This window comes from Modestobacter sp. NPDC049651 (genome assembly GCF_040659695.1).
GTDB lineage: Bacteria > Actinomycetota > Actinomycetes > Mycobacteriales > Geodermatophilaceae > Modestobacter.
This window is the reverse complement of the sequence record NZ_JBFAOG010000012.1, coordinates 30,309-53,047: the sequence shown is the minus strand read 5'-3', so window position 1 is coordinate 53,047 and position 22,739 is coordinate 30,309. Positions and strand designations below refer to the sequence as shown.

Here is a 22,739-nt window from a genome sequence, read left to right as displayed (position 1 = left end):
GGAAGTGGGGTCACTTTCGGCGCCGAAAGCGGGGGCAGCGGGGTCCTTACTCGGTGCCGAGGTCGGTGCCGCCGGGGTGCGGCTTGGCCTCCTCGCCGGTCTCGCCCTCGTCGCCGCGGTTGACCGGGTGGTCGCTGGTGCGCGGGTCGTCGTCGGTGTCGTCGACCGACTCGGGCACCAGCGGCGTGTCGTGCAGGACGTGCTCGCGGGCCTGCTCGCGGTCGGTGCCGGGTACCTCGGTCATGGCTGACCTCCTGGTCTGGGCGATCTCCTCGGACGCGTCGGCCCTACCCGGGCCCGCCGGCGCGAACCCGCACCGCTGTTCGCCCAGCGGGGAACCCGGTCAGGCGGGGCGGCGGCGGAACCAGCGGCGGCGTGCGGGAGCCGGCGGCGGGGCCGGGTCCGCGGCGGGCCCCGGCGGCGGCTCCGGGTGGTCGCGGCGCCACCCGGCGACCACCTCCTCGACGTCCGCCATGCCGACCGGCACCCAGACGCCCTCCACCGGCCGTCGGTAGTACTGGTCGACGCGGGCGTTGTGCTCCTCGACCAGCGCCCGGACGGCGGCCTCCGACGTCTGCCGGGCCACCCGCGCCGGGAGCTCCTCCCGCTCCTTGCGCAGCGCCAGCCCGGTGGGCAGCATCCCGGTGAGCTCGCCGCCGTTCTCCCGGCGCGCCCACTTCAGCGCCCACTCGTAGCTGCTCTCCTGCTCGCGGTACGGCAGCGGCTTCCCGGCGCCGGGCAGCCCCTCGAAGGCGCCGTCCTCGCGGGCACGGGCGATCTGCGAGTCGATCCACGTCTCGACCGACATCCCGGTCGGCTTGCGCTCGGTCACCGTCGTCCTCCCCTCTGCGAGGGTAGGAGCCATGCGGACGACGAGCAGCCGAGAGGTGTACCGGAACCCGTGGATCCGGGTCCGGGAGGACGCCGTGGTCCGCGAGGACGGCGCGGCGGGCATCTACGGCGTGGTCGAGAAGCCGGACGCCACCTGCGTGATCGCCGCCGAGCGGGACGGCTTCTGGCTGGTGGAGCAGTTCCGCCACCCGGTCGGCCGGCGCACCTGGGAGTTCCCGCAGGGCACCTGGCCGGAGACCGCCGGCGGCAGCTCGGAGGAGCTGGCCCGCGCGGAGCTCGCCGAGGAGACCGGGCTGCGGGCCGCCGGGCTGCAGCGGCTCGGCCGGGTCGACCTCGCGCCGGGGCTCACCGACCAGGGGCTCGACGTCTGGCTGGCCACCGGGCTCACCCCCGGGCCGACCGCCCGCGAGGCGACCGAGTCCGACATGCGGACCGCGTTCGTCAGCGAGGCGGAGTTCCGGGCGATGGTGCGCGACGGCCGCTTCGTCGACGGCCCGTCGCTGTCCGCCTACGCCCTCCTCCTCCTGCACCGCGCCGAGGCATAGGAAGCTCTGCACCCGCTTCCGGCGCCGAGAGCGGGTGCAGAGCTTCCTGTGCCGAGGGGGCCGGGGTCAGTCGCGGGCGCGGAGGGGGCGCAGGGCGGTGGTCAGCCGCTGCAGCTCGTCGAACATCGCCTTCGCCGAGCCCGCGACCTGGTCGTTGGGCACGAACTCGCCGTCCTCGGTCAGGAACTGCTGGAACACCGGGATGCTCACCGCCTCCACGATCGGGACCATGCGCAGCGCCGACAGCACGGGCTTGAGCGCGGCCGCCGCCCGCAGCCCGGCCGAGACGCCGCCGTAGGACACCAGCCCGACGGGCTTGTCGGCCCACTCGCCGAACAGGTGGTCCAGCGCGTTCTTCACCGCGGCGGGGAACGAGTGGTTGTACTCGGCGGTGACGATCACGAACGCGTCGGCGCGGCTGACCGTCGCGCTCCAGTCCTTGGTGTGCTGGTGCACGTACTGGCCCAGCCGCGGGTGGTTGGGCTCGTCGAAGACCGGCAACCCGACCTCGGCCAGGTCGACCAGCTCGACGTCGAAGCCGCCGTGCTCCTCGGCCGCCTGCTGCACCCAGCGGGCCACGCTGATGCCCTTGCGCTGCTGCCGCGTGGTGCCAGCGATCACCTGCAGGACGGGACGGGACACGGGCGCACTCCTCGGACACGGTGGTTGAGACCTCAACGGTAACCGAGGCTGCTCGTGGGCGGTGCGCGAGCCGGGGCCGATGAGTGAACCGGGGCGCGAGCGGGCAGGTCGGGGGCATGGACGAGTCCACCGTCGAGCCCACCGTCGAGTTCACCGGCGACCAGGACGACGAGGAGGCGGCCGAGGTCCGCGTCGTCGGCGAGATGACCGAGCAGGTCCGCCGTCCCCTCGTACGGGCGATGACCGACCTGCTGCTGAGCCGGCCGCGGCTCAAGCGGCTCCGGCTGGACCTCTGCGAGGTCGGGTTCCTGGACTCCCAGGGCATGGCCGCCCTGGTCCAGGTCGAGCGGATGGCGCAGCCGCGCGGCGTCACCGTCGAGATCGCGCTGAAGGACCGCGCGGTGGCCCGCCCGCTGCAGCTGTCCGGGCTGTGGCACCGGTTCACGATCCTCGACCACCGCGAGGGCACCCCGCAGCAGACGCACGAGCCGCTGCCCCCGGGCCGCGAGCACAGCTGACGGTCAGGGCTGCTGCGGCACCCGGCCCAGCGCGACCAGCCACCGGCGGAGCAGGCCGGCCAGCTGGTCGCGGTCGGCGTCGGACAGCCCGGCGAGCATCGTGCGCTCGGTCTCCAGGTGGTCGGGCAGCGTGTCGTCCAGCGCCGTCCGGCCGGCCTCGGTCAGCGTGACGACGACCGCGCGCCCGTCGGCCTCGCTGCGCCCGCGGGTGATCAGCCCGCGCTCCTCCAGCCGGTCCAGCCGCTGGGTGATCGCGCCCGAGGTGACCAGCGCGGTGCGCATCAGCGCGGTGGGCGTGAGCTGGTACGGCGGCCCGGCGCGCCGCAGCGCCGCGAGGACGTCGAACGACGGGACGTCGAGGCCGTGCTCGGCGAAGGTGGCGCGCTGGCGCAGGAACACCTCGCGCTGCAGCTGGCTGATCCGCCCGATCACGCCCATCGGCGAGCAGTCGAGGTCCGGCCGCTCCCGGGCCCACTGGGCGAGGATGAGGTCCAGCGCGTCCTCCGGCGGCGCGCTCACCCCGTCACCCCGACCGCGGCGAGGTCGAGGTCGGCCAGGTGCTCGGCGTAGGTGCGCGGCGGCCGGCCGAGCAGGTCGGTGAGCACCCGCGGGCTGCCGGTGAACCCGTGCGCCCGGTAGTGGTCGAACATCAGCCGGGCGCAGCGGCCGGCGTACGCGTCGGGCACCTCCCCGCGCGGGACGACGTCCTCCGCGGTGACCTCCCGGCCCAGCCGGGCGCCGATCAGCTCCGCCAGCCGCGGCGCAGTCAGCGGCTCGGGACCCACCGCCTCGAAGGTGCCGCGGTCCAGGCCGTCCTCGGTGAGCAGCACGGCCGCGGCGGCCGCGACGTCCCGGACGTCGACCAGCGACTGCGCCGTCCGCAGGCCCCAGGGGCTGCGCAGCACCCCGCCGGCGGCGATGTCCGGCAGCTGCGCGTCGAGGTTGTGCGCGTACGCGCACGGCTGGAGCACCCGCCAGGGCACCCCGCTGGTGTCCAGCGCCTCCTCGGCGCGGTCCTTGGCGGCGTGGTGCGGCATCACCCGGGCCTGCGGGCGGAGCACCGAGTGGTAGACGATCCGCCGCACGCCGGCGCGGCGGGCCTGGGCGAACAGCGCCGGGGCGCCCTCGGCCTCGTCGGGGTCGAAGTTGGGCCAGATCAGGTGCAGGGCGTCGGCGCCCTCGAGCACCCCGGACCAGGGCACCGGCTGGGTCACCTCGGCGACGACGACCTCCGCGCCGAGCGCGTCGAGCTCCGGCCGGGGCGCACGGCGGTTGACCACGGCGCGCACGGCCTCACCCCGGGCGCGCAGCTCGCGCACGACCGCCGTCCCGGTCCGCCCGCCCGCGGCGGTCACCACGATCACCCTCGACACCTTAGGGCTGAGAGAGTTCTCGTGGCAGCTAGCGTGAGCGGGTGGGTGAGATGAAGGACCGCATGCTGGCCGGGCTCGAGTACCGGGCGGACGACCCCGACCTCGCCGCCGACAGCGAGCGGGCCGCCCGCCTGGTCGCGGCCTACAACGCCGAGCTGGACCGGCCCCGGCGGCGGGAGCTGCTCACCGAGCTGCTGGGCCAGCTGGGGCCGGGCTCGACGATCCGCTCGGACTTCCGCTGCGACTACGGCTACAACATCACCGTCGGCGCGCAGTGCTTCGTGAACTGGGGCGGGGTGTTCCTCGACGTCGGCCGGATCACCCTGGGCGACAAGGTGCAGCTCGGGCCGAACGTCCAGCTGCTCACCGCCACCCACCCGCTGGACCCGGTGCGGCGGGGGGACTTCTGGGAGGGCTCGGCGCCGATCACGATCGGCGACAACGCATGGCTCGGCGGCGGCGTGATCGTGCTGCCCGGCGTGACGATCGGCGCGGACACCGTGGTCGGGGCGGGCGCGGTGGTCACCAAGGACCTGCCGGACGGGGTGCTGGCGGTGGGCAACCCGGCGCGGGTCGTCCGCTCGGTGCGCTGAGCGGGGTCAGGGCAGGACGCTGACCAGCCGGACGGTGAAGCTGGACCGGGTGGCGATCAGGTCGACGTGGTCGCAGAGCTTGCGGGCCAGCCACAGCCCCATGCCGCCGCGGGACAGGTCGTCGCCGTGCGCCGGCCGGTACCCGGCCAGCGGGTTGGCGTAGGAGCTGCCGGAGTCGGTGATCGTGCAGACCAGCCGGTCGGGCGCGGCCCACAGCCGCGCGGAGACCGGCCGGGTGCCGTGCCGGAACGCGTTCGCGGCGATCTCGCTGACCGCGAGGTGGAAGTCCTCCTCGGCGTCCGCGCTGCCGGCCAGGCCGCGCAGCGCCTCGCCCATCCGGTGCCGCAGCCCCGGCAGGGTCGGGGCGTCGTCGACGGCGAGCACGGGCGCCGTGGACTGCAGCGGCTCCTCGAGGACCGGGCGGGCGGCGAGGAACGCGTGCGGGTCCTGGTGGTCGGGGTTGGCGGCGACGCCGCCGGGGGTGCGCAGCAGCGGGTGGGTGGCCAGCGCGATCGCCAGGCCCGCGTCCGGGGTGGAGCGGCGGTCGTACAGGCAGGAGACGGACACCGGCAGCCCGGCGTAGGCGACGTTGGTGACCGCCTCGCAACGGCACCGCTCCTCCCAGGCCCGGGCGTCAGCGCCGCCGACCACGCCCATCAGCCGCAGCCGGCGGGGGGCGGCGAGCTCACCGGCCCGGCGGCGGACGGCGGCGATCACGTCCGGCTCGCGGGCGAAGGTGGCCTGCTCCAGGGCGATCAGGACGGCGTCGGGGTGCTGCGGGGCCAGCTCGTCGACCAGCCAGCCCGGCAGCGCGGCGCGGGCGACGTCGCCCGCCGTGGCCGCCTCCTCGAGGAACCGGGCGGCCGCGGCGCGCAGCCCCTCGTCGTCGTCGACCAGCTGGCAGTCGTGGTCCACCGCAACCGCGGCCGTCACGGGTGGACCACCCGGTGCACGGCTGGACCGTCGGCTCTGGACACGGGACCCCTCGAGGTGTGCGGCTGCTGAACCCGTCGCATTCTCAAGGACCCACTCCAGCGCCGTCCAACCGCCCCCCGCGAGCCGGGTGCTCCCAACGGGTGAGGCGAGGGAGCGGTCCCACGTTCCACGTGCAACACGCCGGCAACGCGGATGGGGCAGGATCGGCCCGTGACCGAGCAGCGCGAGACGCTGACCTACGAGGACTTCGGGCTGGCCGCGCGCGAGCTGGCCCAGCAGATCGCCGACAGCGGCTTCGAGCCGGACATCATCCTGTCGATCGCCCGGGGCGGCCTGTTCCTGGGCGGTGCGCTGGGCTACGCGCTGGACGTGAAGAACCTCTTCGTGATGAACGTGGAGTTCTACACCGGCGTGGACCAGCGGCTGGAGCTGCCGGTGGTGCTGCCGCCCACGCTGGACGCCGTCGACCTGACCGGCGCCCGGGTGCTGATCGCCGACGACGTCGCGGACACCGGCAAGACGCTGGAGCTGGTCCGCGAGTTCTGCTCCGGGCACGTCTCCGACGTCCGCTCGGCGGTCGTCTACCAGAAGCCGCGGTCGCTGGTCACCTGCGACTACGCCTGGAAGACGACCGACGCCTGGGTGGACTTCCCGTGGTCGACGCTGCCGCCGGTGGCCTCCCGCGGCGGCTCCGGCCACTAGCGGTCAGACCAGGCGGTAGACCCGGAAGAAGCCGGCGTCCAGCGGGAGCACCTCGACGTCGCGGAACCCGGCCGCCTGCGCGTACCGGCGCAGGGTGGCCGGGCGCAGGACGGTGCCGGTGGCCGCCGACGGGCCCGCCGACCGGCCGTCGGGCAGGCAGCACAGCAGGCTGTAGCCGTACATCAGCCGCTCGACGAGGTCGCCGGGGGCGGTGAACTCCTCGGCGACCGCCTCGTCCAGCACCAGCACCGTGCCGCCGGGCCGCACCATCCGGCGCATGGCGGCGAGCGCGCCCACCGGGTCGGCCAGGTCGTGCACGCACTCGAACGCCGTCACCAGGTCGTAGGCGCCCGCACGGTCCAGCTCCCGGACGTCGGCCGCGACGAACGTGGTCCGCTCGGCCACCCCGGCCTCCCGCGCGTGCCGGCGGGCGCGGTCCACCGACGGCCCGTCGACGTCGAAGCCGTCCACCATGCACGCCGGCCAACGAGCCGTGATCGCCGTCGACGACCAGCCGTAGCCGCACCCGACGTCGGCCACCCGGCCGCCGGCCTCCAGCGCGTCGGCCACGCCCGGCACCGCCGGGAGCAGCTCGTGCACCAGCGGCCCGGCGAAGAACGGCCGGTTCGCGGCGGCCTGGGCCTCGCGCGCGTCGTCGCCGAGGTCGGCCCACGACAGCGTGCGGGTGCCGCGGTAGACGTCGGTCAACCGGGGCACCCAGCGCAGGAAGGCGGTCGTCACCTCGGCCAGCGGTGCCAGGAACGCGGGGTCCAGCTCCTCCACCAGCACGCCGCTGTGCTCCTCCGGCAGCCGGAAGCGGCGGTCGTCGGGCCCCGCGGCCCCGTCGTCGACCGCCAGGTAGCCGGCGACCGCCTGCTGCTCCAGCCACTCCCGGGCGTAGCGGGCATCGGTGCCGGTGCGGGCCGCCAGCGCCGGCGCGGTCAGCGGGCCCTCGTCGGCGAGCGCCCGGTACCAGCCGAGCCGCCGGCCGAGGGCGACCGCCGCGACCTCGTAGCTGCCCACCACGGCGTCGAGCAGGCGGTCGGCGAGCGCGCCGGCGGTGGTCGGGACGGGAGGCGAGGACGTCGTCATGCCAGGCGAGCGTCCTCGGCCGGGCCGGCCGGCGGAAGGCCTACCGGCGCACCGACGCCGTCACGGTGAAGGTGGGGTCGCGGCTGATCTGCCGGGTCGGGCCGACGATCCGCTGCAGCGCCGCGCGGTGCGGCAGGTGGGAGTTCCACACGCACCACAGCTCCCCGCCGGGCCGCAGCACCCGGGCCGCGCCGGCGAACAGCCGCTGGGCGACGGTCTCCGAGACCGCGGCGCCGGCGTGGAACGGCGGGTTGCACACCACCAGGTCGACGCTCTCCTCGGGCAGCGACGAGCCGGCGTCGTCCCGGTGGACGTCGATCCGGTCGGCGAGCCCGTTGGCGGCCGCGGTGGCCTGCGCGGAGGCGACCGCGGCCGCGGACTGGTCGACGCCGAGCACCCGCGCCCCCGGCCGGGACCGGGCCAGCGCGACCGCGAGCAGGCCGGTGCCGCACCCGAGGTCCAGCGCGGTCGCGGCGTCCGGGACGGCGTCGGGCAGCACCGCGAGCAGCGCCCGGGTGCCGCGGTCGAGCTTGGTGCCGGCGAACGCGGCGCCGTGCGCGCACACGGTGAGCCCGAGCTCGGCGTCCTCCCGGCAGCGCGGGAACGACGGGCGCACCGGGCGCGGCCCGCGGGCCACCAGCACCCGGGACTTCTGCCGGGCCAGCGTCGCCGACACGTCGGTGAAGCCGGTGCGCAGCACGTCGTTCATGCCGTGGGTCATGTGCTTGACCCGCCCGCCGACGTAGAGCGTGACGTCCGGGCCGGCCCCGGCGGCGACCACCGCGGTCAGCTCGCGCAGCGCGTCCAGGCTCTTGGGCGCCTTGGCCAGCACGACCGCCGCGCCGTCCACCAGGTCCGGGCCGAGCGGCAGCGACCGGTACGAACCGGTCCGGCCCACCCGCTCGGCGTTGGCCGCCAGCGCCAGCTCGCCGATCAGCAGGTCCTGGTGCACCCGCGGCTGCTGCGCGCCGTGCAGCGCGACCGCGCCGAGGGTCAGCGCGCCGTGCGCGTCGTCGAGGACGACCACCCGGTCCGGGTGTGCCGCGAGCCCTGCGGCGGCCTCGTCCAGCAGCAGCCGGTCGGTGGCGTCGACGGCGACGAGGTCGGGCGCCTCGACGTCCGGCGCGCGGCGCAGCTGGGCGAAGAGGTCAGCGGAGGACACGCCGTCCACTCTGCCGGACGGCGGTGCCCAGCAGCCCGGCGAGGGCGGCCAGCCCGAGCAGCGCGACGAAGCCGCCGTACTCGCCGGCGGTGGCCAGCAGCCCGTTGACGTGGACGACGAGGAAGCCGGCGACCACCGCGGGGGCGCCCAGCCCGAGGTAGGAGACGACGAACAGCAGCGACAGGACGCCGCTGCGCTCGTGCGGCGCGGCCAGCGGGACCACGGTGCGGACGGCGCCCTGGAAGCCGCTGCCGAAACCCGCGCCGGCGACCGCCGTGCCCGCGTAGAAGAGGGCCACCGACCCGAGCGGCAGCGCGACCAGCGTCAGACCGACCCCGCCGACCAGCGCGACCGCACCGATGACCATGACCCGGCCGGCCGAGGCCGTGCGCAGCGCGTACACCGCGGCGGCGCCCACCCCGGCGAGCACCGCGAGGCCGGAGCCGCCCAGCACGACGGACCCCGAGCCGGTGAGCTCCCGCAGCAGGCCGGGCGCGAGCGAGGCGTAGAAGCCGGCCAGGGCCCAGACCGCGACGAGCACCGGGGCGGCGATCAGCACCGGTCCGCGCAGGGCGCGCGGCAGGCCCAGCTCGGGGGCCAGGCTGGCCAGGGCGCCGCGGACCCGGCCGACCGTCTCGGGCACGAGCAGCAGGCCAAGCCCCTGCAGGAGGAAGACGGCGGCCAGCACCAGGTAGACCAGGTGCGTCGGCGCGGGCAGGTACTGCACGAGCAGCCCGGACGAGAGCGCGCCCAGCGCGGTGCCGATCCCGGGGGCCACGGTGTTGGCCAGCGTGCCGCGGTCGCGGTCGACGTCCAGCATCGCGGCGCCCAGCGCGCCTACGGCGGCACCGGTGGCGAGCCCCTGCAGGACGCGACCGAGCAGCAGCTCCGGCACGCCGCCGGCGGTGGCGAACACGGCGAGCGCGACCAGCTGCCCGCCGATGGCGGCCAGCAGCACCGGGCGGCGGCCGACGTGGTCGGACAACCGGCCCAGGGTGAGCAGCGCGAGGAGGACGGCGAGCGCGTAGACGCCGAAGACGACCGTGGTCGTGATCGCGCTGAACCCCCACTCGGCCTGGTAGACGGCGTACAGCGGGGTGGGTGCGCTGGAGGACGCGAGGAAGGAGACGACGAGCGACGCGAGGAGCCACAGCGCGCCCCGGGGTGGGAGCCGGCGGCGCGGGGCCGCCGGCGCGGTCGGCTGGGTGGGCGCGGCGGCGACCTGGTCCGGGACAGCGAGGGTGGAGGACATGACGGCTCCGATTGAGTAGACAGGTCTGTCTGGCTGCCGAAGGTAGACAGCTCTGTCTGGTGCGTCAAGGCGACCGGACCTACAGTGGGCGTGTCGTCCGGAGGAGGGAGAGGTCGTGAGCACACCTGCCGTCGCGCGCGGGTCCGCCCGTGAGCGGCTGCTGGCCGCGGCCGAGGAGCTCTTCTACGCCGACGGCGTGCAGACCGTCGGCATCGACCGGGTCATCGCGCACGCCGGCGTGGCCAAGGCGTCGCTGTACAACACCTTCGGCAGCAAGGACGAGCTGATCCGCGCCTACCTGCAGGCCCGGAAGGACCGTACGCGCGCCCGGATCGAGGCACGCATCGCCCCGCTGACCGACGCCCGGGCGAAGCTGCTCGCCGTCTTCGACAGCCAGGCGGAGACGTTCGCCCAGCCCGGGTACCACGGCTGCGCCTTCGCCAACGCGACCGCGGAGGCGGCGCCGGGCAGCGTCGAGCACCAGGTGACCGCCGAGTACCGGGCCTGGTTCCGGGAGCTGTTCACCGGCCTGGCCGCCGAGGCCGGTGCCCGCGACCCGGACCTGCTCGGCCGGCAGCTGCAGCTGCTCTACGACGGCGCCGCGCAGACCGCGCGGATGGACCGCGACCCCACCGCGGCCGACCTGGTGCGCACCACCGCCGCCGCCCTGGTCGACGCCGCCGTCGGCTGAGCCGCCGGCACGGGCCGGGCGCGCCCCGCCGGTGCGGAGGGGGCACGCTCGGGGCATGAGCATCACGACGCGCGAGTGGCAGCTGGTCCGCCGTCCCGAGGGCGAGCCGGTGCCCGACGACTTCCGCCTGGCCACCCTCGAGCGGCCCGACCCCGGGCCGGGGCAGGTCGCCGTGGCCACGGTCGCGATGAGCGTCGACCCGTACATGCGCGGCCGGATGAGCGCGGTGAAGTCCTACGCGCCCAGCTGGGAGCTCGGCGAGACGATGCAGGGCGCGGCCGTCGGCCGGGTGGTCGCCTCCCGGTCGGACGACGTCCCCGAGGGCGCGCTGGTGCTGCACGGGCTGGGCTGGCGGGACGTCGCCGTGCTGGACGCCGCCCACGTGCGGGTGGTCGACCCGCTGCCCGGCCTGCCGCTGTCGCTGTACCTCGGCGTGCTGGGCATGCCGGGGCTGACCGCGTACGCGGGGCTGTTCCGGGTGGCCGCCCTCGCCCCCGGCGAGACAGTGTTCGTCTCCGGCGCCGCGGGCGCGGTGGGCAGCCTGGTCGGCCAGTTCGCCCGGCTGCGCGGCGCCGCGCGGGTGGTCGGCAGCGCCGGCACCGCGGAGAAGGTGCGCTGGCTGCGCGAGGACCTCGGCTTCACCGCGGCGTTCGACTACCACTCCGGCGCCGTCGCCGACCTGCTGGCCGAGGCAGCGCCGGAGGGCATCGACGTCTTCTTCGACAACGTCGGCGGCGAGCACCTGGAGGCGGCGATCGGCGCGTTCCGGGAGCACGGCCGGGCGGCGCTGTGCGGCGCGATCTCCAGCTACAACGCCACCACCCCGCCGCCCGGCCCGCGGAACCTCGGCCAGCTGGTCGGCAAGCGGGTGCGCCTGGAGGGCTTCCTCGTCGGCGACCACGCCGACCTCCGCCCGGAGTTCCTCACCGCGGTCACCGGCTGGCTGCGCGACGGCTCGCTGCAGGCCCGCGAGACCGTGCACGACGGGCTGGACGCCGCGGTCGACGCGTTCCTGGACATGCTGCTGCGCGGCGGCAACACCGGGAAGACCGTTGTCCGGCTGGCGCCCGACCCCAGCTGAGCCGCAGCTCAGCGCCGGCGCAGCTCGCGGCCGTCGGGGAGCCGGCGGCCGCCGAGCAGCGCGACCAGCGCACCGCCCTCGGCGCGCACGGCCTCGCCCGCGCCCCAGCTCCACGCGGTGTCGGTGGCCTCGAGCCGGACGCCGGTCAGGTCGAGTCCGAAGAACGCGCCGTCCGCGGCGGTGAGCAGGTCCAGGACGGCGACCACGGCGTCCGCCGGCGCGACCGGGGGCCGGCCGAGCGCGAGGGTCACGTCGAGCGAGTGGATGACGGCGTGGCTGAGCGCCCCGGCCGCTCCCCCGCCCGGCGGCTGCCAGGCGTGCAGCGCCGGCGAGCGCAGCGCGGCCAGCAGCTCCTCGACCGGCAGCGCCGCGTCGCGGGCGGCGACGGTGTCGGAGAGGACGCCGAAGTCCCCGCCGGCGGCGGCCATCTCGGCACCGAACTGCTCGGGCGTCAGGTGTACCGGCATGGTCACGTGCGCGACCACGTGCCGCACCTGCCAGCCCGCGCACAGCGTCCCGGCGTCCCAGGTCCCGGCCGGCTCGGCGTCCAGCAGCTCGGCCAGCCCGGCGTAGGTGCGGCCCACCCCGGCCTGCAGCTGCCCCGCGTCCAGGTCGTCCCTCGTCCCGGTCATCCCTGCTCCTCCTGCTCGCACGTCGTCGGGGTGCAGACCGCGCCCGGCCGCGGAACTCATCGGCTCTCGAGGACGACGAGCTGCCGGGTGGCCCGGGTCATCGCAACGTAGCGGTCCACCGCCCCCTCGACACCTGCGCCGAACGCCGCCGGGTCGACGAGCACGACCAGGTCGAACTCCAGCCCCTTGACCAGCTCCGGGCCCAGCGACCGCACCCGCGGCCGGCCGGGGAACGCCGGGTCGCCGACCACGCACGCGGTGCCCTCGGGGTGCTCGGCGAGCCAGCGGTCGAGCACCGCGTCCCGGTCGCCCACCGACCCGTGCACGACGGGCACCCCCGCGCGGCGGACCGACGTCGGCACGTTGGCGTCCGGCAGCACCGCGCGGATCACCGGCTCCGCCTCGGCCATCACCTCCTCCGGCGTCCGGTAGTTGACCGTCAGCGAGGAGACCGTGACCTGGTCCAGCCCGACCCGCCGCAGCCGCTCCTCCCACGAGCCGGTGAACCCGTGCCGGGCCTGCGCGCGGTCGCCGACCACGGTGAGGCTCCGCGACGGGCAGCGACGCAGCACCACGGCCCACTCGGCATCGGTGAGCTCCTGCGCCTCGTCGACGACGACGTGCGCGAACGGGCCGGCCAGCGGGTCGCGGGGTGCGGTGGGCAGCGCGTCCTGGTCGACCAGCGCCTCGCGGAGGTCGGCGTGCCGGAGCGAGGTCATGAGCAGAAGCTCGGAGTCGTCGGTGGCGATGAGCTCGTCGAGGACGCCGGACATCCGCTCCCGCTCGGCGGCCGCGGCGGCCCGTCGCCGGGAGCGCAGCCGGGCCGCTCCGGGGTCGCCGAGCCGCTGGCGGGCGGCGTCCAGCAGTGGCAGGTCCGCCGTCGTCCACGCCCGGGGGTCGGGGCGTTGCAGCGCCCGCACCTGGTCGGCGGTGAGCTCCGGCGCGCACCGGCGCAGGTAGGCCGGCACCGACCACAGGTCGCCGACGACGTCCGGGGCCGACAGCAGCGGCCAGGCCCGGGAGAGGGCGGCGACCAGCTCGGGGTCGGCGGCGAGGACCCGGCGCAGCTCGTCGTCCGGCACCCCGTCGTCCGGCCTGCTGCCGTCCGTCTCGTGCGCGTCGGCCAGGATCGTGACCAGCTGCTCCGCCACCTGCTCGCGGGCCTCGTTGTGCGGGGTGCCGGGCTCGGCCGCGGCGAACGCCTCGGCCCAGTCGTCGGCGGTGAGCTCGGCCTCCCCCCAGGGCGTCTGCACCGTCAGCGGCGTGCGCGGCGGCTCTTCGTAGAAGCGGACGGCGGCGTCGACCGCGGCCACCAGCACGCCCGATGCCTTGAGCCGGGCCACCTCGGGGTCGGGTTCCGGCCCGGCCGCGGCGCCCTCGGGCACCAGGTCCCGCAGCGTGCAGGTGCGCACGCCCTCCTCACCCAGGCTGGGCAGCACGTCGGCGACGTAGGCGAGGTAGGGCTCGTGCGGGCCGACGAACAGCACGCCGCCGTGCGCGCCGCCCAGCCGCGGGTCGGAGTACAGCAGGTAGGCGGTGCGGTGCAGCGCGACGACGGTCTTGCCGGTGCCCGGGCCGCCGTCGACCACGAGCGTGCCGGCCGACCCCGCCCGGACGATCGCGTCCTGGTCGGCCTGGATGGTGCCCAGCACGTCGCGCATCCGGGGCGAGCGGGTGGCGCCGAGGCTGGCCAGGAAGGCCGACTGGTCGTCCAGCGCCGCGTGCCCGGACAGCCCGTCGGCGGTGAACACCTCGTCCCAGTAGTCGGTCACCCGGCCGCGGGTCCAGCGGTACCGGCGGCGGCTGGCCAGCCCGCGCGGGTCGGCGTGGGTGGCGCCGAAGAACGGCTCGGCCGCCGGGGAGCGCCAGTCGACCAGCAGCCGGCGGCCGGTGCGGTCGGTGAGCCCGAGCCGGCCGACGTACACGGGGTCCGCGCCACCGGCGGGCACGATGCGGCCCAGGCACAGGTCCAGGCCGAAGCGGCGCAGTGTGCGCAGCCGGGCGGCCAGCCGGTGCACCTCCAGGTCGCGGTCCAGCGCGGCCTGGCCGCTGCCGCCGGGGGCGCGGCGTTCGGCGTCCAGCCGGGCCTCGAGGTCGGCGACCGTCTCCTCGAGGGTCGCGGTGATCGCGGCGAAGTGCCGCTCGTCGTCGGCGACCAGCGCCGGGTCGGCCTTGCGGGCGAGCTCGTCGGGCAGGGCGAAGGCGCTGGTGCTCAGGGCGCTCACGTGTCATCTCCGCAGGTCAGGGGCGTGAGCGCACGAGTGTGGGACCGACCCGGGGTCTTGCCGCAAGCCCCCGGGTCGGCTATACGTTGAGGTGGCGGGAGAGACCGGCATGACCACGCCCCCGTCCGGGCAGGGAGGACGGCATGTGGCTCTTCCTCACCCGCCGGCTCCGCACCTGGCTGCTCCTGACCGTGCTCGTCCCGTTGGCCGGTGGCCTGCTGCGCCGGATCGGCCAGGCGCTGCAGCGCCGCAACGGCCCCGGCGCGGTCAGCAACGCGCTCATCCGGGCCGGCGGCCTCGGCGACCGGGCCCGCCGGCGGGGCGGACGCCGGGCCTGAGCCCGTGACGACCCCCGAGACCACCGCGCGGCTGGACCAGCAGGTCCCGGACGGCGAGGTGCGCGGCATCGCGCTGTTCTGCCACGGCGGGGCGGCCACCGGGCTGGAGCCGCCGCGGGAGCGCGCGCTCAGCCTGGCCCGGATGCGCTCGTTCGAGCAGTTCGTGCGCCGCAGCACCGCCGACCGCGGCATCGCGACCGCGCTGGTCCGCTACCGGCTCGCCGGCTGGAACGGCGAGGCCGCCGACGCGTACCAGGACGTGCGCTGGGCGGTCGGGCAGCTGCGCGAGGAGCACGGCGGCGACGTCCCGGTCGTGCTGGTCGGGCACTCGATGGGCGGCCGGGCGGCGCTGCGGGCCGGCGGCGAGCCGTCGGTGACGGCCGTCTGCGCGCTGGCCCCGTGGACGCCGATCGACGAGCCGGTGATGCAGCTGCGCGGCCAGACCGTGGTGATCGCGCACGGCCGCGGCGACCGCTGGGTGCCCGCCCGGCTGTCCGCGCAGTACGTGGTGCGGGCCCGCCGGGCCGGGGCGCGGGTCGCCCGGTTCACCGTGGCCGGCGGGCACAGCATGCTGCGCAGGTCGCACCGGTGGCACACCCTCGCCCGCGACGTGGTGCTCGCCGGCACCGGCCTGGAGCCGATGCCGCCGGCCATCTCGGCGGCGCTGGCCGGAGCGGGGGCCGAGGGGCTCGACGTCCCCCTCTGAGGGTGGCACGGGGCAACCACCTCGTAGCCTGGGCCGAGTGGCACGGACAGATCTCCGCTCGGTCGTCGTCGTCGGGTACGTCTTCACCGTCGTGATGCTGGGTGGCACGGTGCCCGCCCCGCTGTACCCGTTCTACGTGCGGTCGCTGGGGCTCACCCCGCTGCTGGTCACCGTCGTCTTCGCCGCCTACGCGGTCGGCACGCTGACCGCGCTGCTGCTGGGCGGCGGGCTGTCCGACCGGGTCGGCCGGCGGCCGGTGCTCGGCTTCGCGGTGCTGGTCGCCGCGGTGAGCACCGCGGTCTTCCTGCTGTTCCCCACGCTGCCGGGGCTGCTGGCCGGCCGGGTGCTGTCGGGCCTGTCGGTCGGGCTCACCACCGGGACGGCGACCGCGGCGCTGGCCGAGCTGCACCGCGACCGGCGGACGGCGACCACGCTGGCCACCGCCGCGAACATGGGCGGCCTGGGCCTCGGGCCGGTGCTCGCCGGCCTGCTGGCCACCCACCTCGCACACCCCACGGTCACGCCGTTCGTCGCCTTCCTGCTCCTGCTGCTGCCGGCCGCCGCCCTGGTGCTGGTGCCGGAGACCGCGCCGGCGACCGCCCGCAGTGCCGCCGAGTGGGGCCGCGCCGTCCGGCCGCAGCGGCTGACCGTGCCCCGCGACGGCCGCGCCCGGTTCGTCGCGGCCGCGGTCGCCGGGTTCGCCGCGTTCGCGCTGCTCGGCCTGTTCACCTCGCTGACCTCCCAGCTGCTCGCCGAGGAGCTCGACCACCCCAGCCCGCAGGTGGTGGGGGTGTCGATCGCGGTCGCCTTCGCCGCGGCGGTGGCCGGGCAGCTGGTGTCGCAGCGGGCGCGGGCCGACCGGGCGGCGCTGGTCGGGCTGGTGCTGCTGCCGGTCGGTGCCGCGCTGGTGGTGGCCGCGCTGGCCGACGGGTCGGTGACGCTCTTCCTGGCCGCCGCCGTGGTGGGCGGCGCCGGCATCGGCGCGGCCTTCCAGTCGGCCGTCGCCCGGGTGGGCGCGCTGGCCTCGGCCGCCGACCGGGGCGCGGTGACCTCGGCGTTCTTCGTCGTCGCCTACCTGGGGATCACCGTGCCGGTGATCGGTGTGGGCGAGCTGGCCACCCGGACGACGCTCACCACGGCCGCGCTGGCGCTGGCGGTGCTGGTCGCCGTCCTGGCCGTGGTCGGGATCGTGCTCACGCGGAGTGGATCCGTCGGCGACACGCCGACGGATCCACTCCGACGTCAGGAGAACAGCGCGCTGTAGCCGTTGAGCGCGGGCTGGCCGCCGAGGTGGGCGTAGAGCACCGTGGCCGACCGGTCGATCTCGCCGCGGCCGACCAGGTCGATCGTGGCCGCCATCGACTTCCCCTCGTAGACCGGGTCGGTGACCATGCCCTCGGTGCGGGCGGCGAGCTCCATCGCCCGGATCGTGGTCGCGTCCGGGATCCCGTAGGTGCCCGCGTGGTAGCGCTCGTCGAGCTCCACGTCGTCGAGGGTGAGCTCCCGCCGGACGCCGATCGCGGCCGCCGTCCGCTGGGCGATGCGCAGCACCTGGTCGCGGGTCTCCGCCGGCTTCGCGCTCGCGTCGACGCCCAGCACCCGGCGCGGCCGGCCGCCCTGCTCCTCGAGCTGGGCGAACCCGGCGACCATCCCGGCCTGGGTCGACCCGGTCACCGAGCAGACGACGACGGTGTCGAAGAAGACGCCGAGCTCCGCCTCCTGCGCGGCCACCTCGTGCGCCCAGTTCGCGAAGCCGTGCCCGCCCAGCGGGTGGTCCGACGCCCCGGCGGGGATGGCGTAGGGCTTGCCGCCGCGCGCCTTGATCTCGGCGAGCGCGGTCTCCCAGCTCTCCTTGAACCCGATGCCGAACCCGGCCTTCACCAGCCGGACGTCGGCCCCGGCCAACCGGCTGATGAGGATGTTGCCGACCTTGTCGTAGACGGCGTCCGGCCAGTCGACCCAGCTCTCCTGCACCAGCACGCACGACAGCCCGACCCGGGCGGCGACCGCGGCGACCTGCCGGGTGTGGTTGCTCTGCACGCCGCCGATCGACACCAGCGTGTCGCAGCCCTGGGCGAGGGCGTCGGCGACCAGGTACTCGAGCTTGCGGGTCTTGTTGCCGCCGAACGCGATGCCGGAGTTCACGTCCTCCCGCTTCGCCCAGACGGCCGCGCCGCCGAGGTGCTCGGTGAGCCGGTCCAGCCGGTGCACCGGCGAGGGGCCGAACAGCAGCGGGAAGCGGGGGAAGTCAGCGAGCGTCATCGGGGATCTCCTCCAGTTCGGACAGCAGCGCCGTCCAGATCTCGGTGGTGGTGGCGACGGCGTCCTCGACGTCCCCGGCCGCGCAGGCGGCGATCAGGCGGTCGTGCAGGGCGACCGACCCCTGGCCGTGCGCGGCGGCGAACCGCTGCCGCTCCAGCCGGCGGATCGTCGGGGTGAACCGGTCGACGGTGGCGGTGACGGCGGCGTTGCCGCACCGGTCGAGCAGCACCCGGTGCAGCGCGTCGTCGGCGTCCAGCGCGGCGTCCAGGTCGCCGGCGCCGGCGGCCGCGGCGAACCGGGCGTTCGCCGTCCGCATCGCTGCGACGTCCGCATCGGTGACCCGGCCGACGGCCTCGCGGGCGGCCAACTCGTGCATCGCGCGGACGACGACGGCGGCGTCCCGCACCTGCTGGAGCACCAGCGGGGTGACCCGGGTGTGGCTCTGCGGCTTGGCCTCGACCAGCCCCTCGTCGGCGAGCCGGGCCAGCGCGGTGCGCACCGGCGCGACCGACAGACCCAGCCGCGCGGCCAGGTCGGCGTCCTTGACCACCGCGCCGGGCAGCAGGTCGCCGCGGACGATCGCCTCCCGGATTGCCGTCAGCGCCTGGTCGCGCAGCAACACCCGCCCCACCGGCTCGATCACAACTGACATCTCAGATGTCAGCGCCGCCCCCGTCAAGCCCCCACCCGCTTTCTCACGACGAACCGGCCCCCTTTCGGTGCCGAAAGCGGGCAGGAGGACGGCGGGATCGCTGCGGTCGGTGGCGGTCCGGGCACTCGTCGTGCCGGCCGGGCACCCCGATGATCACCGTCATGAGCCTCGACTGGACCACCTCCCCCGCCGACGCCGCCGCCCACTTCGCGCACCGCCTGGCCGTGGAGACCGACGTCAGCGACGTGCACGCGGCACTGGAGAGCGGCCGGCCGGGCTTCGTGCTGCTGGACAGCCGCAGTGATGAGTCCTGGGCGCAGGGCCACGTGCCGGGCGCGGTGCACCTGCCCGGCGGTGAGATCGCGGCACGGGCGGCGGACGAGCTGGACCGGTCCGTCCCGGTGGTGACCTACTGCTGGGGCCCCGGCTGCAACGGGGCGACCCGCGCCGCGCTGGCGCTGGCCCGGCTGGGCTTCCGGGTGCGGGAGATGATCGGCGGCTTCGAGTACTGGGCGCGCGAGGGCCTGCCGGTCGAGACGGCGGACGGCGTGCGCCGTCCGGACGTCGACCTGCTCACCGCCCCGGCCGGGATCAGCTGCGGCTGCTGAGCCTCACTCGGCGCCGGTGCACCGCTCCTCGACCAGGTTCTCCTCGGCCCACCGGGTGAGCTGGCGGAGCGCCGGCGCCAGGGCGGCCCCGCTGGCGGTGAGCTCGTAGCTGACCGCGAGCGGCGGCCCCTCGTCGACGCTCCGCTGGACCAGCCCGGCCGCGGCGAGCTCGGTGAGCCGGTCGGACAGCACCGAGTCGCTGATGCCGCCCAGCGCCCGGCGCAGCTCGGCGAACCCGGCCGGCCCGCCGAGCAGGACGCCGACGAGCATGCCGTTCCAGCGCTTGCCGAGGAACCCGAACGCCCGGCTGAGCGCGGCGTCGCAGGCCCGCGGCTCGTGCTCGACGGCGTCCTTCACACCCTGATCGTAGAACGGTGCTACCGTCTCGCACGTCGCTTCTTTTTTGCTAGCGACTCCCGAGAACCGAGTAGGAGAGGTCCCATGTCCCTGTTCCGTCTGGACGCGAGCATCCGCGTCGAGGGGTCGGCCAGCCGCGAGATCGCCGACATCGTCGAGCGGGAGTGGCGGGCCGGGAACCCCGACGCCCCGGTCACCCGCCGGCACCTCGGCACCGAGCCGCTGCCCGCCACCTCCTGGGGCGCCGCGGTCGCCGGTTCCTACCTGCCGGCCGACCAGCGCAGCCCCGAGCAGGCCGAGGCGCTGGCCCTCGCCGCCACCCTGGCCGACGAGCTCGCCGACGCCGAGGCGCTGCTGTTCGCCGTCCCGCTGTACAACTTCGGCGTCTCCCAGCACTTCAAGACCTACGTCGACCTCGTCATCACCGACCCGCGCTTCGGCCCGCGCGCCGAGGCCCCGACGGTCGGCAAGCCCGCGGTGCTGGTCACCGTCCGCGGCGGCAACTACAGCGCCGGCACGCCGCGCGAGGGCTGGGACCACGCCACCAGCTGGGTGCGCCGCATCCTCGAGGACGTGTGGGGCATGGACCTGCGCGTCGTCGAGCGCGACTTCACCCTGGTCGGGGTCAACCCGGCGCTGGACCAGTTCACCGAGCTCGCCGACGAGCTCCGGCAGACCGCCGAGCGCGAGGCCGCCGAGCACGGCCGGCTGCTCAGCGCCGCACTGCCCACCGCGACCGCGCAGGCCTGACCGCCGGAGCCCGGGGAGCACCGGCCGGCGGGTCAGTGCTCCCCGAGCTCCACGGTCATCTGCACCTCGTAGCGGTCGAACCGGTACCAGGAGCGGGCGTGCTCGACCGGCCGCCCGTCGCTCCAGGACACCCGGTCGAAGGCGAGCAGCGGCTGCCGCGCCGACAGGCCCAGCAGCAGCGCGGTCTCCCGGTCCGCCTCCGCGGCGCGCACCGTCTGCTCGGCCCGGTCGATCGTGCAGCCGTACCGCTCGGCCAGCAGCGTGTAGAGCGAGCCGGTGAGGTCCTGCTGGTCCAGGTCGGGCAGCAACCGCGCGGCGTACCAGGCGTCGTCGAGCGACATCGGCTGGTCGTCGGCCAGCCGCAGCCGCCGCACGTGGAACGCCTGCTCACCGGCGGCCAGCTCCAGCGCCCGGCCGGTCGCCGCCGGCGGCACCGCCCGGACGACGTCCAGCACCGCGGTGCCCGGCCGCAGGCCCATCCGCCGCATGTCCTCGTGGAAGGACGCCAGGTGCAGCCGCGACCGGGCGGCCCGCTCGGCGACGAAGGTGCCCTTGCCGCGCACCCGCACCAGCACGCCCTCGCTGACCAGCTGGCCGATCGCCTCGCGCACGGTGATCCGGCTGACCCCGTGCTCCACGCACAGCTGCCGCTCGCCGGGCAGCGGCGAGCCGGCCGGCAGCCGGGCCGCCAGCTCGGTGAGCCGGGTGCGCAGCTGCTCGTGCTTGGGGACGACGCCGTCGCGGATCAGCGGTGCGGCCACGGGGGCGATCGTCGCACCCCGCCGGTCGGTCACCACCCCTGCTCCGGCAGCTTGTGCGCCAGCACGTAGCGGTAGTGGTCGGCGCGTTCGAGCCGGCTGCCCGCGGCGTCGTCCAGGACGACGGTCACGTGCGGGTGCAGCTGCAGCACCGACGCCGGGCAGCTCGCCGACACCGGGCCCTCCACGGCCGCGGCCACCGGCGCCGCCTTGTGCTCCCCGGTCGCGACCAGCACCAGGTGCTCGGCCTTGAGGATCGTGCCCAGCCCCTGGGTCAGGACGTGCCGCGGGACCGCGTCGACGTCGCCGCCGAAGAAGCGGGCGTTGTCGCGGCGGGTCTGCTCGGTGAGCGTCTTCACCCGGGTGCGGCTGGCCAGCGAGGAGCCGGGCTCGTTGAAGCCGAGGTGCCCGTTGGCCCCGACGCCCAGCAGCTGGACGGCGACCGGGCCGGCGGTGGCCAGCTGCTCCTCGTACTGCCGGGCCGCGCGCAGCGGGTCGGGCGAGGACCCGTCGGGGCCGTGCACGACCTCGGGGTCCAGCCCCACGGCGTCGGTCAGGTCGCGGCGGATCACCTGGCGGTAGCTCTCCGGGTGCCCGGCGGGCAGGCCGACGTACTCGTCGAGCAGGAACGTCCGCACCCCGGCGAACGTCAGCCCCTCCTCGCGGTGCCGGCGCACCAGCTCGCGGTAGGCCAGCTGCGGTGACGAGCCGGTCGCCAGGCCCAGCACCACCCGCGCGCCGCGCTCCCGGGCGGTGGTGAGGGTCGTCTGGACGACGTCGGCGACCACCCGCCCGCAGTCCTCGGGGGTGGGCAGCAGGACGACCTCCACGGTCAGCTCTCCTCTCGGTCGACCCACGCACCGCCGCGCAGCACGGCGACGGGCACCAGGTCGGGGTCGGTCACCAGCACGTCGGCGCGGGCGCCGGGGATCAGCTCCCCCACCTGCGGGAACCGGCCCAGCAGCATGGCCGGGGTCCGGGTGGCCGCCAGCACCGCCGGCAGCAGCGGCACCCCGGCGTCCCGCACGGTGCAACGCAGGACGTCGACCAGGCGTGCCGTGCCCCCGGCGATCGCGCCGGTGCCGCCGTCCGGGCCGGCCAGCCGCGCCGTGCCCCCGGCGACCCGCACCGGCAGCGCACCCAGCTGGTAGTCCCCGTCGGCCATGCCCGCGGCGGCCATCGCGTCGGTGACCAGCGCGATGTGGTCCGGGCCGGCCAGGTCGAAGACGGTGGCCACCGTCTGCGGGTCCAGGTGCACCCCGTCGGCGATCAGCTCCACCACCAGCTCACCCCGGGCCGCCGCCGCCAGGCACGCGGCCACCGGACCCGGCGCCCGGGAGGCGAACGGCGCCATCGCGTTGAACAGGTGCGTGGCCGACAGCCGCCCCGTCCCGGCCGCCGACCGGATCGCCGTCGTCACGGTCATGGCGTCGGCGTCGGTGTGCCCGAAGCTCGGCAGCACCCCGTGCGCCCGCAACACCTTCACCAGCTCACCGGCCCGCGGCAGCTCCGGCGCCAGCGTCATCGACACCACGGTGCCGGGCGCCCCTGCGAGCAGCTCACGCAGCACGTCCGGATCGGGAGGTAGCAGGGCGCCCGGGTCGTGCGCACCACGCTGCGCGGGCGAGAGGAACGGACCCTCCAGGTGCACCCCCGCCAACTCCCCCGCCGCCACCAGCGGGGCCAGCAGCTCCAACCGCGTCCGCAGCACCTCGACCGGCGCCGACACCAGGCTCGCCACCAGCGTCGTCGTCCCCTGGCGGCGGTGCGCGGCGATCGCCGTCGCCACCCCGGCCAGGTCGTCGTCCGGGAACGACGCCCCGCCGCCACCGTGGCAGTGCACGTCGACCAGACCGGGCAGCAGCAACCGGTCCGGCGCGACGGGCGGCAGCACGCCGTCCCACCCGGCCGCCGGGCCGGCGAACGCGACCCGGTCGCCGCGGGTGACCACCAGCCCGTCGTCGACGAGCCGTCCCCCGGCCACCAGCCGGCCGCGCAGGAGGAGCTCCTGC

At 76.1% G+C, this 22,739-nt stretch carries 28 protein-coding genes; 11 read left to right on the top strand and 17 right to left on the bottom strand.

Annotated elements, in window-relative coordinates; genetic code table 11:
• Window positions 1–46: 46 nt before the first annotated feature.
• Window positions 47–244: a hypothetical protein gene (locus AB0J00_RS16225; RefSeq protein ID WP_357746409.1), complete on the bottom strand. Its 198-nt coding sequence runs from the start codon at window positions 242–244 to the stop codon at window positions 47–49.
• 99 nt (window positions 245–343) lie between these two features.
• Window positions 344–832: a DUF1992 domain-containing protein gene (locus AB0J00_RS16220; RefSeq protein WP_357746407.1), complete on the bottom strand. Its 489-nt coding sequence runs from the start codon at window positions 830–832 to the stop codon at window positions 344–346.
• Window positions 833–863: 31 nt separating this feature from the next.
• Between AB0J00_RS16220 and AB0J00_RS16215 the strand changes: the two genes are divergently transcribed.
• Window positions 864–1,397 carry an NUDIX hydrolase gene (locus AB0J00_RS16215; RefSeq protein ID WP_357746404.1) on the top strand — a complete coding sequence of 178 codons (534 nt, stop codon included), beginning with the start codon at window positions 864–866 and terminating at the stop codon, window positions 1,395–1,397.
• Window positions 1,398–1,463: 66 nt separating this feature from the next.
• On the opposite strand, the gene AB0J00_RS16210 is transcribed toward AB0J00_RS16215, so the two are convergent.
• A complete protein-coding gene (locus AB0J00_RS16210) occupies window positions 1,464–2,039 on the bottom strand; it encodes an NADPH-dependent FMN reductase (RefSeq protein ID WP_357746401.1) in 576 nt (191 codons plus the stop codon).
• Between the two features lie 116 nt (window positions 2,040–2,155).
• On the opposite strand from AB0J00_RS16210, the gene AB0J00_RS16205 reads away from it, so the two are divergent.
• Entirely contained in the window at window positions 2,156–2,557 is a 402-nt protein-coding gene (locus tag AB0J00_RS16205) for an STAS domain-containing protein (protein WP_357746399.1), read from the top strand.
• A gap of 3 nt (window positions 2,558–2,560) precedes the next feature.
• Here the strand turns inward: AB0J00_RS16205 and AB0J00_RS16200 are convergent, their stop codons facing one another.
• The gene (locus AB0J00_RS16200) at window positions 2,561–3,076 is read right to left on the bottom strand and encodes a MarR family transcriptional regulator (protein WP_357746398.1); all 516 of its coding nucleotides are present in this window, start codon (window positions 3,074–3,076) and stop codon (window positions 2,561–2,563) included.
• Window positions 3,073–3,921, bottom strand: a complete 849-nt coding sequence (locus AB0J00_RS16195) for an NAD(P)H-binding protein (protein ID WP_357746396.1) — start codon at window positions 3,919–3,921, stop codon at window positions 3,073–3,075. Before AB0J00_RS16195 ends, AB0J00_RS16200 begins: the two co-directional genes overlap by 4 nt.
• A gap of 59 nt (window positions 3,922–3,980) precedes the next feature.
• On the opposite strand from AB0J00_RS16195, the gene AB0J00_RS16190 reads away from it, so the two are divergent.
• Window positions 3,981–4,523, top strand: coding sequence for a sugar O-acetyltransferase (locus AB0J00_RS16190; protein WP_357746574.1), 543 nt, complete (start codon window positions 3,981–3,983; stop codon window positions 4,521–4,523).
• Between the two features lie 6 nt (window positions 4,524–4,529).
• On the opposite strand, the gene AB0J00_RS16185 is transcribed toward AB0J00_RS16190, so the two are convergent.
• Window positions 4,530–5,456, bottom strand: a complete 927-nt coding sequence (locus AB0J00_RS16185) for an ATP-binding protein (protein WP_357746393.1) — start codon at window positions 5,454–5,456, stop codon at window positions 4,530–4,532.
• Window positions 5,457–5,669: 213 nt separating this feature from the next.
• Between AB0J00_RS16185 and AB0J00_RS16180 the strand changes: the two genes are divergently transcribed.
• Complete coding sequence (locus AB0J00_RS16180) at window positions 5,670–6,161, top strand: phosphoribosyltransferase (protein WP_357746391.1); 492 nt, start codon at window positions 5,670–5,672, stop codon at window positions 6,159–6,161.
• A 3-nt stretch (window positions 6,162–6,164) separates the two neighbouring features.
• On the opposite strand, the gene AB0J00_RS16175 is transcribed toward AB0J00_RS16180, so the two are convergent.
• From AB0J00_RS16175 to AB0J00_RS16165, 3 genes are read right to left on the bottom strand one after another with little or no spacing between them, the layout of a single operon-like run.
• Window positions 6,165–7,253 (bottom strand): class I SAM-dependent methyltransferase, encoded by a 1,089-nt coding sequence (locus AB0J00_RS16175; RefSeq protein WP_357746388.1) that lies wholly within the window; start codon window positions 7,251–7,253, stop codon window positions 6,165–6,167.
• A 40-nt stretch (window positions 7,254–7,293) separates the two neighbouring features.
• Window positions 7,294–8,415, bottom strand: a complete 1,122-nt coding sequence (locus AB0J00_RS16170) for a methyltransferase (RefSeq protein WP_357746385.1) — start codon at window positions 8,413–8,415, stop codon at window positions 7,294–7,296.
• Window positions 8,402–9,667: an MFS transporter gene (locus AB0J00_RS16165; protein WP_357746383.1), complete on the bottom strand. Its 1,266-nt coding sequence runs from the start codon at window positions 9,665–9,667 to the stop codon at window positions 8,402–8,404. Before AB0J00_RS16165 ends, AB0J00_RS16170 begins: the two co-directional genes overlap by 14 nt.
• 115 nt (window positions 9,668–9,782) lie before the next feature.
• Between AB0J00_RS16165 and AB0J00_RS16160 the strand changes: the two genes are divergently transcribed.
• Window positions 9,783–10,358: a TetR/AcrR family transcriptional regulator gene (locus AB0J00_RS16160; protein WP_357746380.1), complete on the top strand. Its 576-nt coding sequence runs from the start codon at window positions 9,783–9,785 to the stop codon at window positions 10,356–10,358.
• 55 nt (window positions 10,359–10,413) lie between these two features.
• Window positions 10,414–11,439: an NADP-dependent oxidoreductase gene (locus tag AB0J00_RS16155; RefSeq protein WP_357746377.1), complete on the top strand. Its 1,026-nt coding sequence runs from the start codon at window positions 10,414–10,416 to the stop codon at window positions 11,437–11,439.
• Between the two features lie 8 nt (window positions 11,440–11,447).
• On the opposite strand, the gene AB0J00_RS16150 is transcribed toward AB0J00_RS16155, so the two are convergent.
• Window positions 11,448–12,071, bottom strand: a complete 624-nt coding sequence (locus tag AB0J00_RS16150) for a maleylpyruvate isomerase family mycothiol-dependent enzyme (RefSeq protein WP_357746374.1) — start codon at window positions 12,069–12,071, stop codon at window positions 11,448–11,450.
• A gap of 56 nt (window positions 12,072–12,127) precedes the next feature.
• Window positions 12,128–14,296 carry an RNA polymerase recycling motor ATPase HelR gene (gene helR / locus AB0J00_RS16145; protein ID WP_357746372.1) on the bottom strand — a complete coding sequence of 723 codons (2,169 nt, stop codon included), beginning with the start codon at window positions 14,294–14,296 and terminating at the stop codon, window positions 12,128–12,130.
• 143 nt (window positions 14,297–14,439) lie between these two features.
• Between helR and AB0J00_RS16140 the strand changes: the two genes are divergently transcribed.
• The 3 genes from AB0J00_RS16140 to AB0J00_RS16130 are packed head-to-tail and all read left to right on the top strand — an operon-like array spanning window position 14,440 to window position 16,604.
• Entirely contained in the window at window positions 14,440–14,634 is a 195-nt protein-coding gene (locus AB0J00_RS16140) for a hypothetical protein (RefSeq protein WP_357746370.1), read from the top strand.
• 4 nt (window positions 14,635–14,638) lie between these two features.
• On the top strand, window positions 14,639–15,340 hold the full coding sequence (locus tag AB0J00_RS16135; protein WP_357746367.1) for an alpha/beta fold hydrolase: 702 nt from the start codon (window positions 14,639–14,641) through the stop codon (window positions 15,338–15,340).
• Between the two features lie 37 nt (window positions 15,341–15,377).
• Complete coding sequence (locus tag AB0J00_RS16130; protein WP_357746364.1) at window positions 15,378–16,604, top strand: MFS transporter; 1,227 nt, start codon at window positions 15,378–15,380, stop codon at window positions 16,602–16,604.
• Here AB0J00_RS16130 and AB0J00_RS16125 read toward each other — a convergent pair.
• Together AB0J00_RS16125 and AB0J00_RS16120 are read right to left on the bottom strand one after the other, a co-directional pair.
• Window positions 16,583–17,602, bottom strand: a complete 1,020-nt coding sequence (locus AB0J00_RS16125; protein ID WP_357746362.1) for a 1-aminocyclopropane-1-carboxylate deaminase — start codon at window positions 17,600–17,602, stop codon at window positions 16,583–16,585. The two genes, AB0J00_RS16130 and AB0J00_RS16125, sit on opposite strands and share 22 nt — an antisense overlap.
• Complete coding sequence (locus tag AB0J00_RS16120) at window positions 17,589–18,254, bottom strand: GntR family transcriptional regulator (RefSeq protein WP_357746359.1); 666 nt, start codon at window positions 18,252–18,254, stop codon at window positions 17,589–17,591. The genes AB0J00_RS16125 and AB0J00_RS16120 overlap by 14 nt, the downstream gene beginning before the upstream one ends.
• A gap of 161 nt (window positions 18,255–18,415) precedes the next feature.
• On the opposite strand from AB0J00_RS16120, the gene AB0J00_RS16115 reads away from it, so the two are divergent.
• On the top strand, window positions 18,416–18,862 hold the full coding sequence (locus AB0J00_RS16115) for a rhodanese-like domain-containing protein (RefSeq protein WP_357746356.1): 447 nt from the start codon (window positions 18,416–18,418) through the stop codon (window positions 18,860–18,862).
• A gap of 3 nt (window positions 18,863–18,865) precedes the next feature.
• On the opposite strand, the gene AB0J00_RS16110 is transcribed toward AB0J00_RS16115, so the two are convergent.
• Complete coding sequence (locus AB0J00_RS16110; RefSeq protein ID WP_357746353.1) at window positions 18,866–19,219, bottom strand: helix-turn-helix domain-containing protein; 354 nt, start codon at window positions 19,217–19,219, stop codon at window positions 18,866–18,868.
• Between the two features lie 84 nt (window positions 19,220–19,303).
• On the opposite strand from AB0J00_RS16110, the gene AB0J00_RS16105 reads away from it, so the two are divergent.
• Window positions 19,304–19,969 (top strand): NAD(P)H-dependent oxidoreductase, encoded by a 666-nt coding sequence (locus AB0J00_RS16105; protein ID WP_357746350.1) that lies wholly within the window; start codon window positions 19,304–19,306, stop codon window positions 19,967–19,969.
• 32 nt (window positions 19,970–20,001) lie between these two features.
• On the opposite strand, the gene AB0J00_RS16100 is transcribed toward AB0J00_RS16105, so the two are convergent.
• The 3 genes from AB0J00_RS16100 to AB0J00_RS16090 all read right to left on the bottom strand — a co-directional run.
• Window positions 20,002–20,730: a GntR family transcriptional regulator gene (locus tag AB0J00_RS16100; RefSeq protein ID WP_357746347.1), complete on the bottom strand. Its 729-nt coding sequence runs from the start codon at window positions 20,728–20,730 to the stop codon at window positions 20,002–20,004.
• A gap of 29 nt (window positions 20,731–20,759) precedes the next feature.
• Window positions 20,760–21,557 carry a glucosamine-6-phosphate deaminase gene (gene nagB, locus AB0J00_RS16095; protein WP_357746345.1) on the bottom strand — a complete coding sequence of 266 codons (798 nt, stop codon included), beginning with the start codon at window positions 21,555–21,557 and terminating at the stop codon, window positions 20,760–20,762.
• A gap of 2 nt (window positions 21,558–21,559) precedes the next feature.
• A partial coding sequence (locus AB0J00_RS16090) for an amidohydrolase family protein (RefSeq protein ID WP_357746343.1) occupies window positions 21,560–22,739 on the bottom strand: 1,180 nt, incomplete at its 5' end.

What these genes read in the sequence shown, in the direction of transcription:
- AB0J00_RS16205 (WP_357746399.1), top strand. Translation starts at nt 2,156, where the DNA reads ATGGACGAGTCCACCGTCGAGCCCACCGTCGAGTTCACCGGCGACCAG.
- AB0J00_RS16190 (WP_357746574.1), top strand. Translation starts at nt 3,981, where the DNA reads ATGAAGGACCGCATGCTGGCCGGGCTCGAGTACCGGGCGGACGACCCC.
- AB0J00_RS16155 (WP_357746377.1), top strand. Translation starts at nt 10,414, where the DNA reads ATGAGCATCACGACGCGCGAGTGGCAGCTGGTCCGCCGTCCCGAGGGC.
- AB0J00_RS16150 (WP_357746374.1), bottom strand. Translation starts at nt 12,071, where the DNA reads ATGACCGGGACGAGGGACGACCTGGACGCGGGGCAGCTGCAGGCCGGG.
- AB0J00_RS16120 (WP_357746359.1), bottom strand. Translation starts at nt 18,254, where the DNA reads ATGTCAGTTGTGATCGAGCCGGTGGGGCGGGTGTTGCTGCGCGACCAG.
- AB0J00_RS16175 (WP_357746388.1), bottom strand. Translation starts at nt 7,253, where the DNA reads ATGACGACGTCCTCGCCTCCCGTCCCGACCACCGCCGGCGCGCTCGCC.
- AB0J00_RS16165 (WP_357746383.1), bottom strand. Translation starts at nt 9,667, where the DNA reads ATGTCCTCCACCCTCGCTGTCCCGGACCAGGTCGCCGCCGCGCCCACC.
- AB0J00_RS16140 (WP_357746370.1), top strand. Translation starts at nt 14,440, where the DNA reads ATGTGGCTCTTCCTCACCCGCCGGCTCCGCACCTGGCTGCTCCTGACC.
- AB0J00_RS16215 (WP_357746404.1), top strand. Translation starts at nt 864, where the DNA reads ATGCGGACGACGAGCAGCCGAGAGGTGTACCGGAACCCGTGGATCCGG.
- AB0J00_RS16105 (WP_357746350.1), top strand. Translation starts at nt 19,304, where the DNA reads ATGTCCCTGTTCCGTCTGGACGCGAGCATCCGCGTCGAGGGGTCGGCC.
- AB0J00_RS16125 (WP_357746362.1), bottom strand. Translation starts at nt 17,602, where the DNA reads ATGACGCTCGCTGACTTCCCCCGCTTCCCGCTGCTGTTCGGCCCCTCG.
- AB0J00_RS16115 (WP_357746356.1), top strand. Translation starts at nt 18,416, where the DNA reads ATGAGCCTCGACTGGACCACCTCCCCCGCCGACGCCGCCGCCCACTTC.
- AB0J00_RS16225 (WP_357746409.1), bottom strand. Translation starts at nt 244, where the DNA reads ATGACCGAGGTACCCGGCACCGACCGCGAGCAGGCCCGCGAGCACGTC.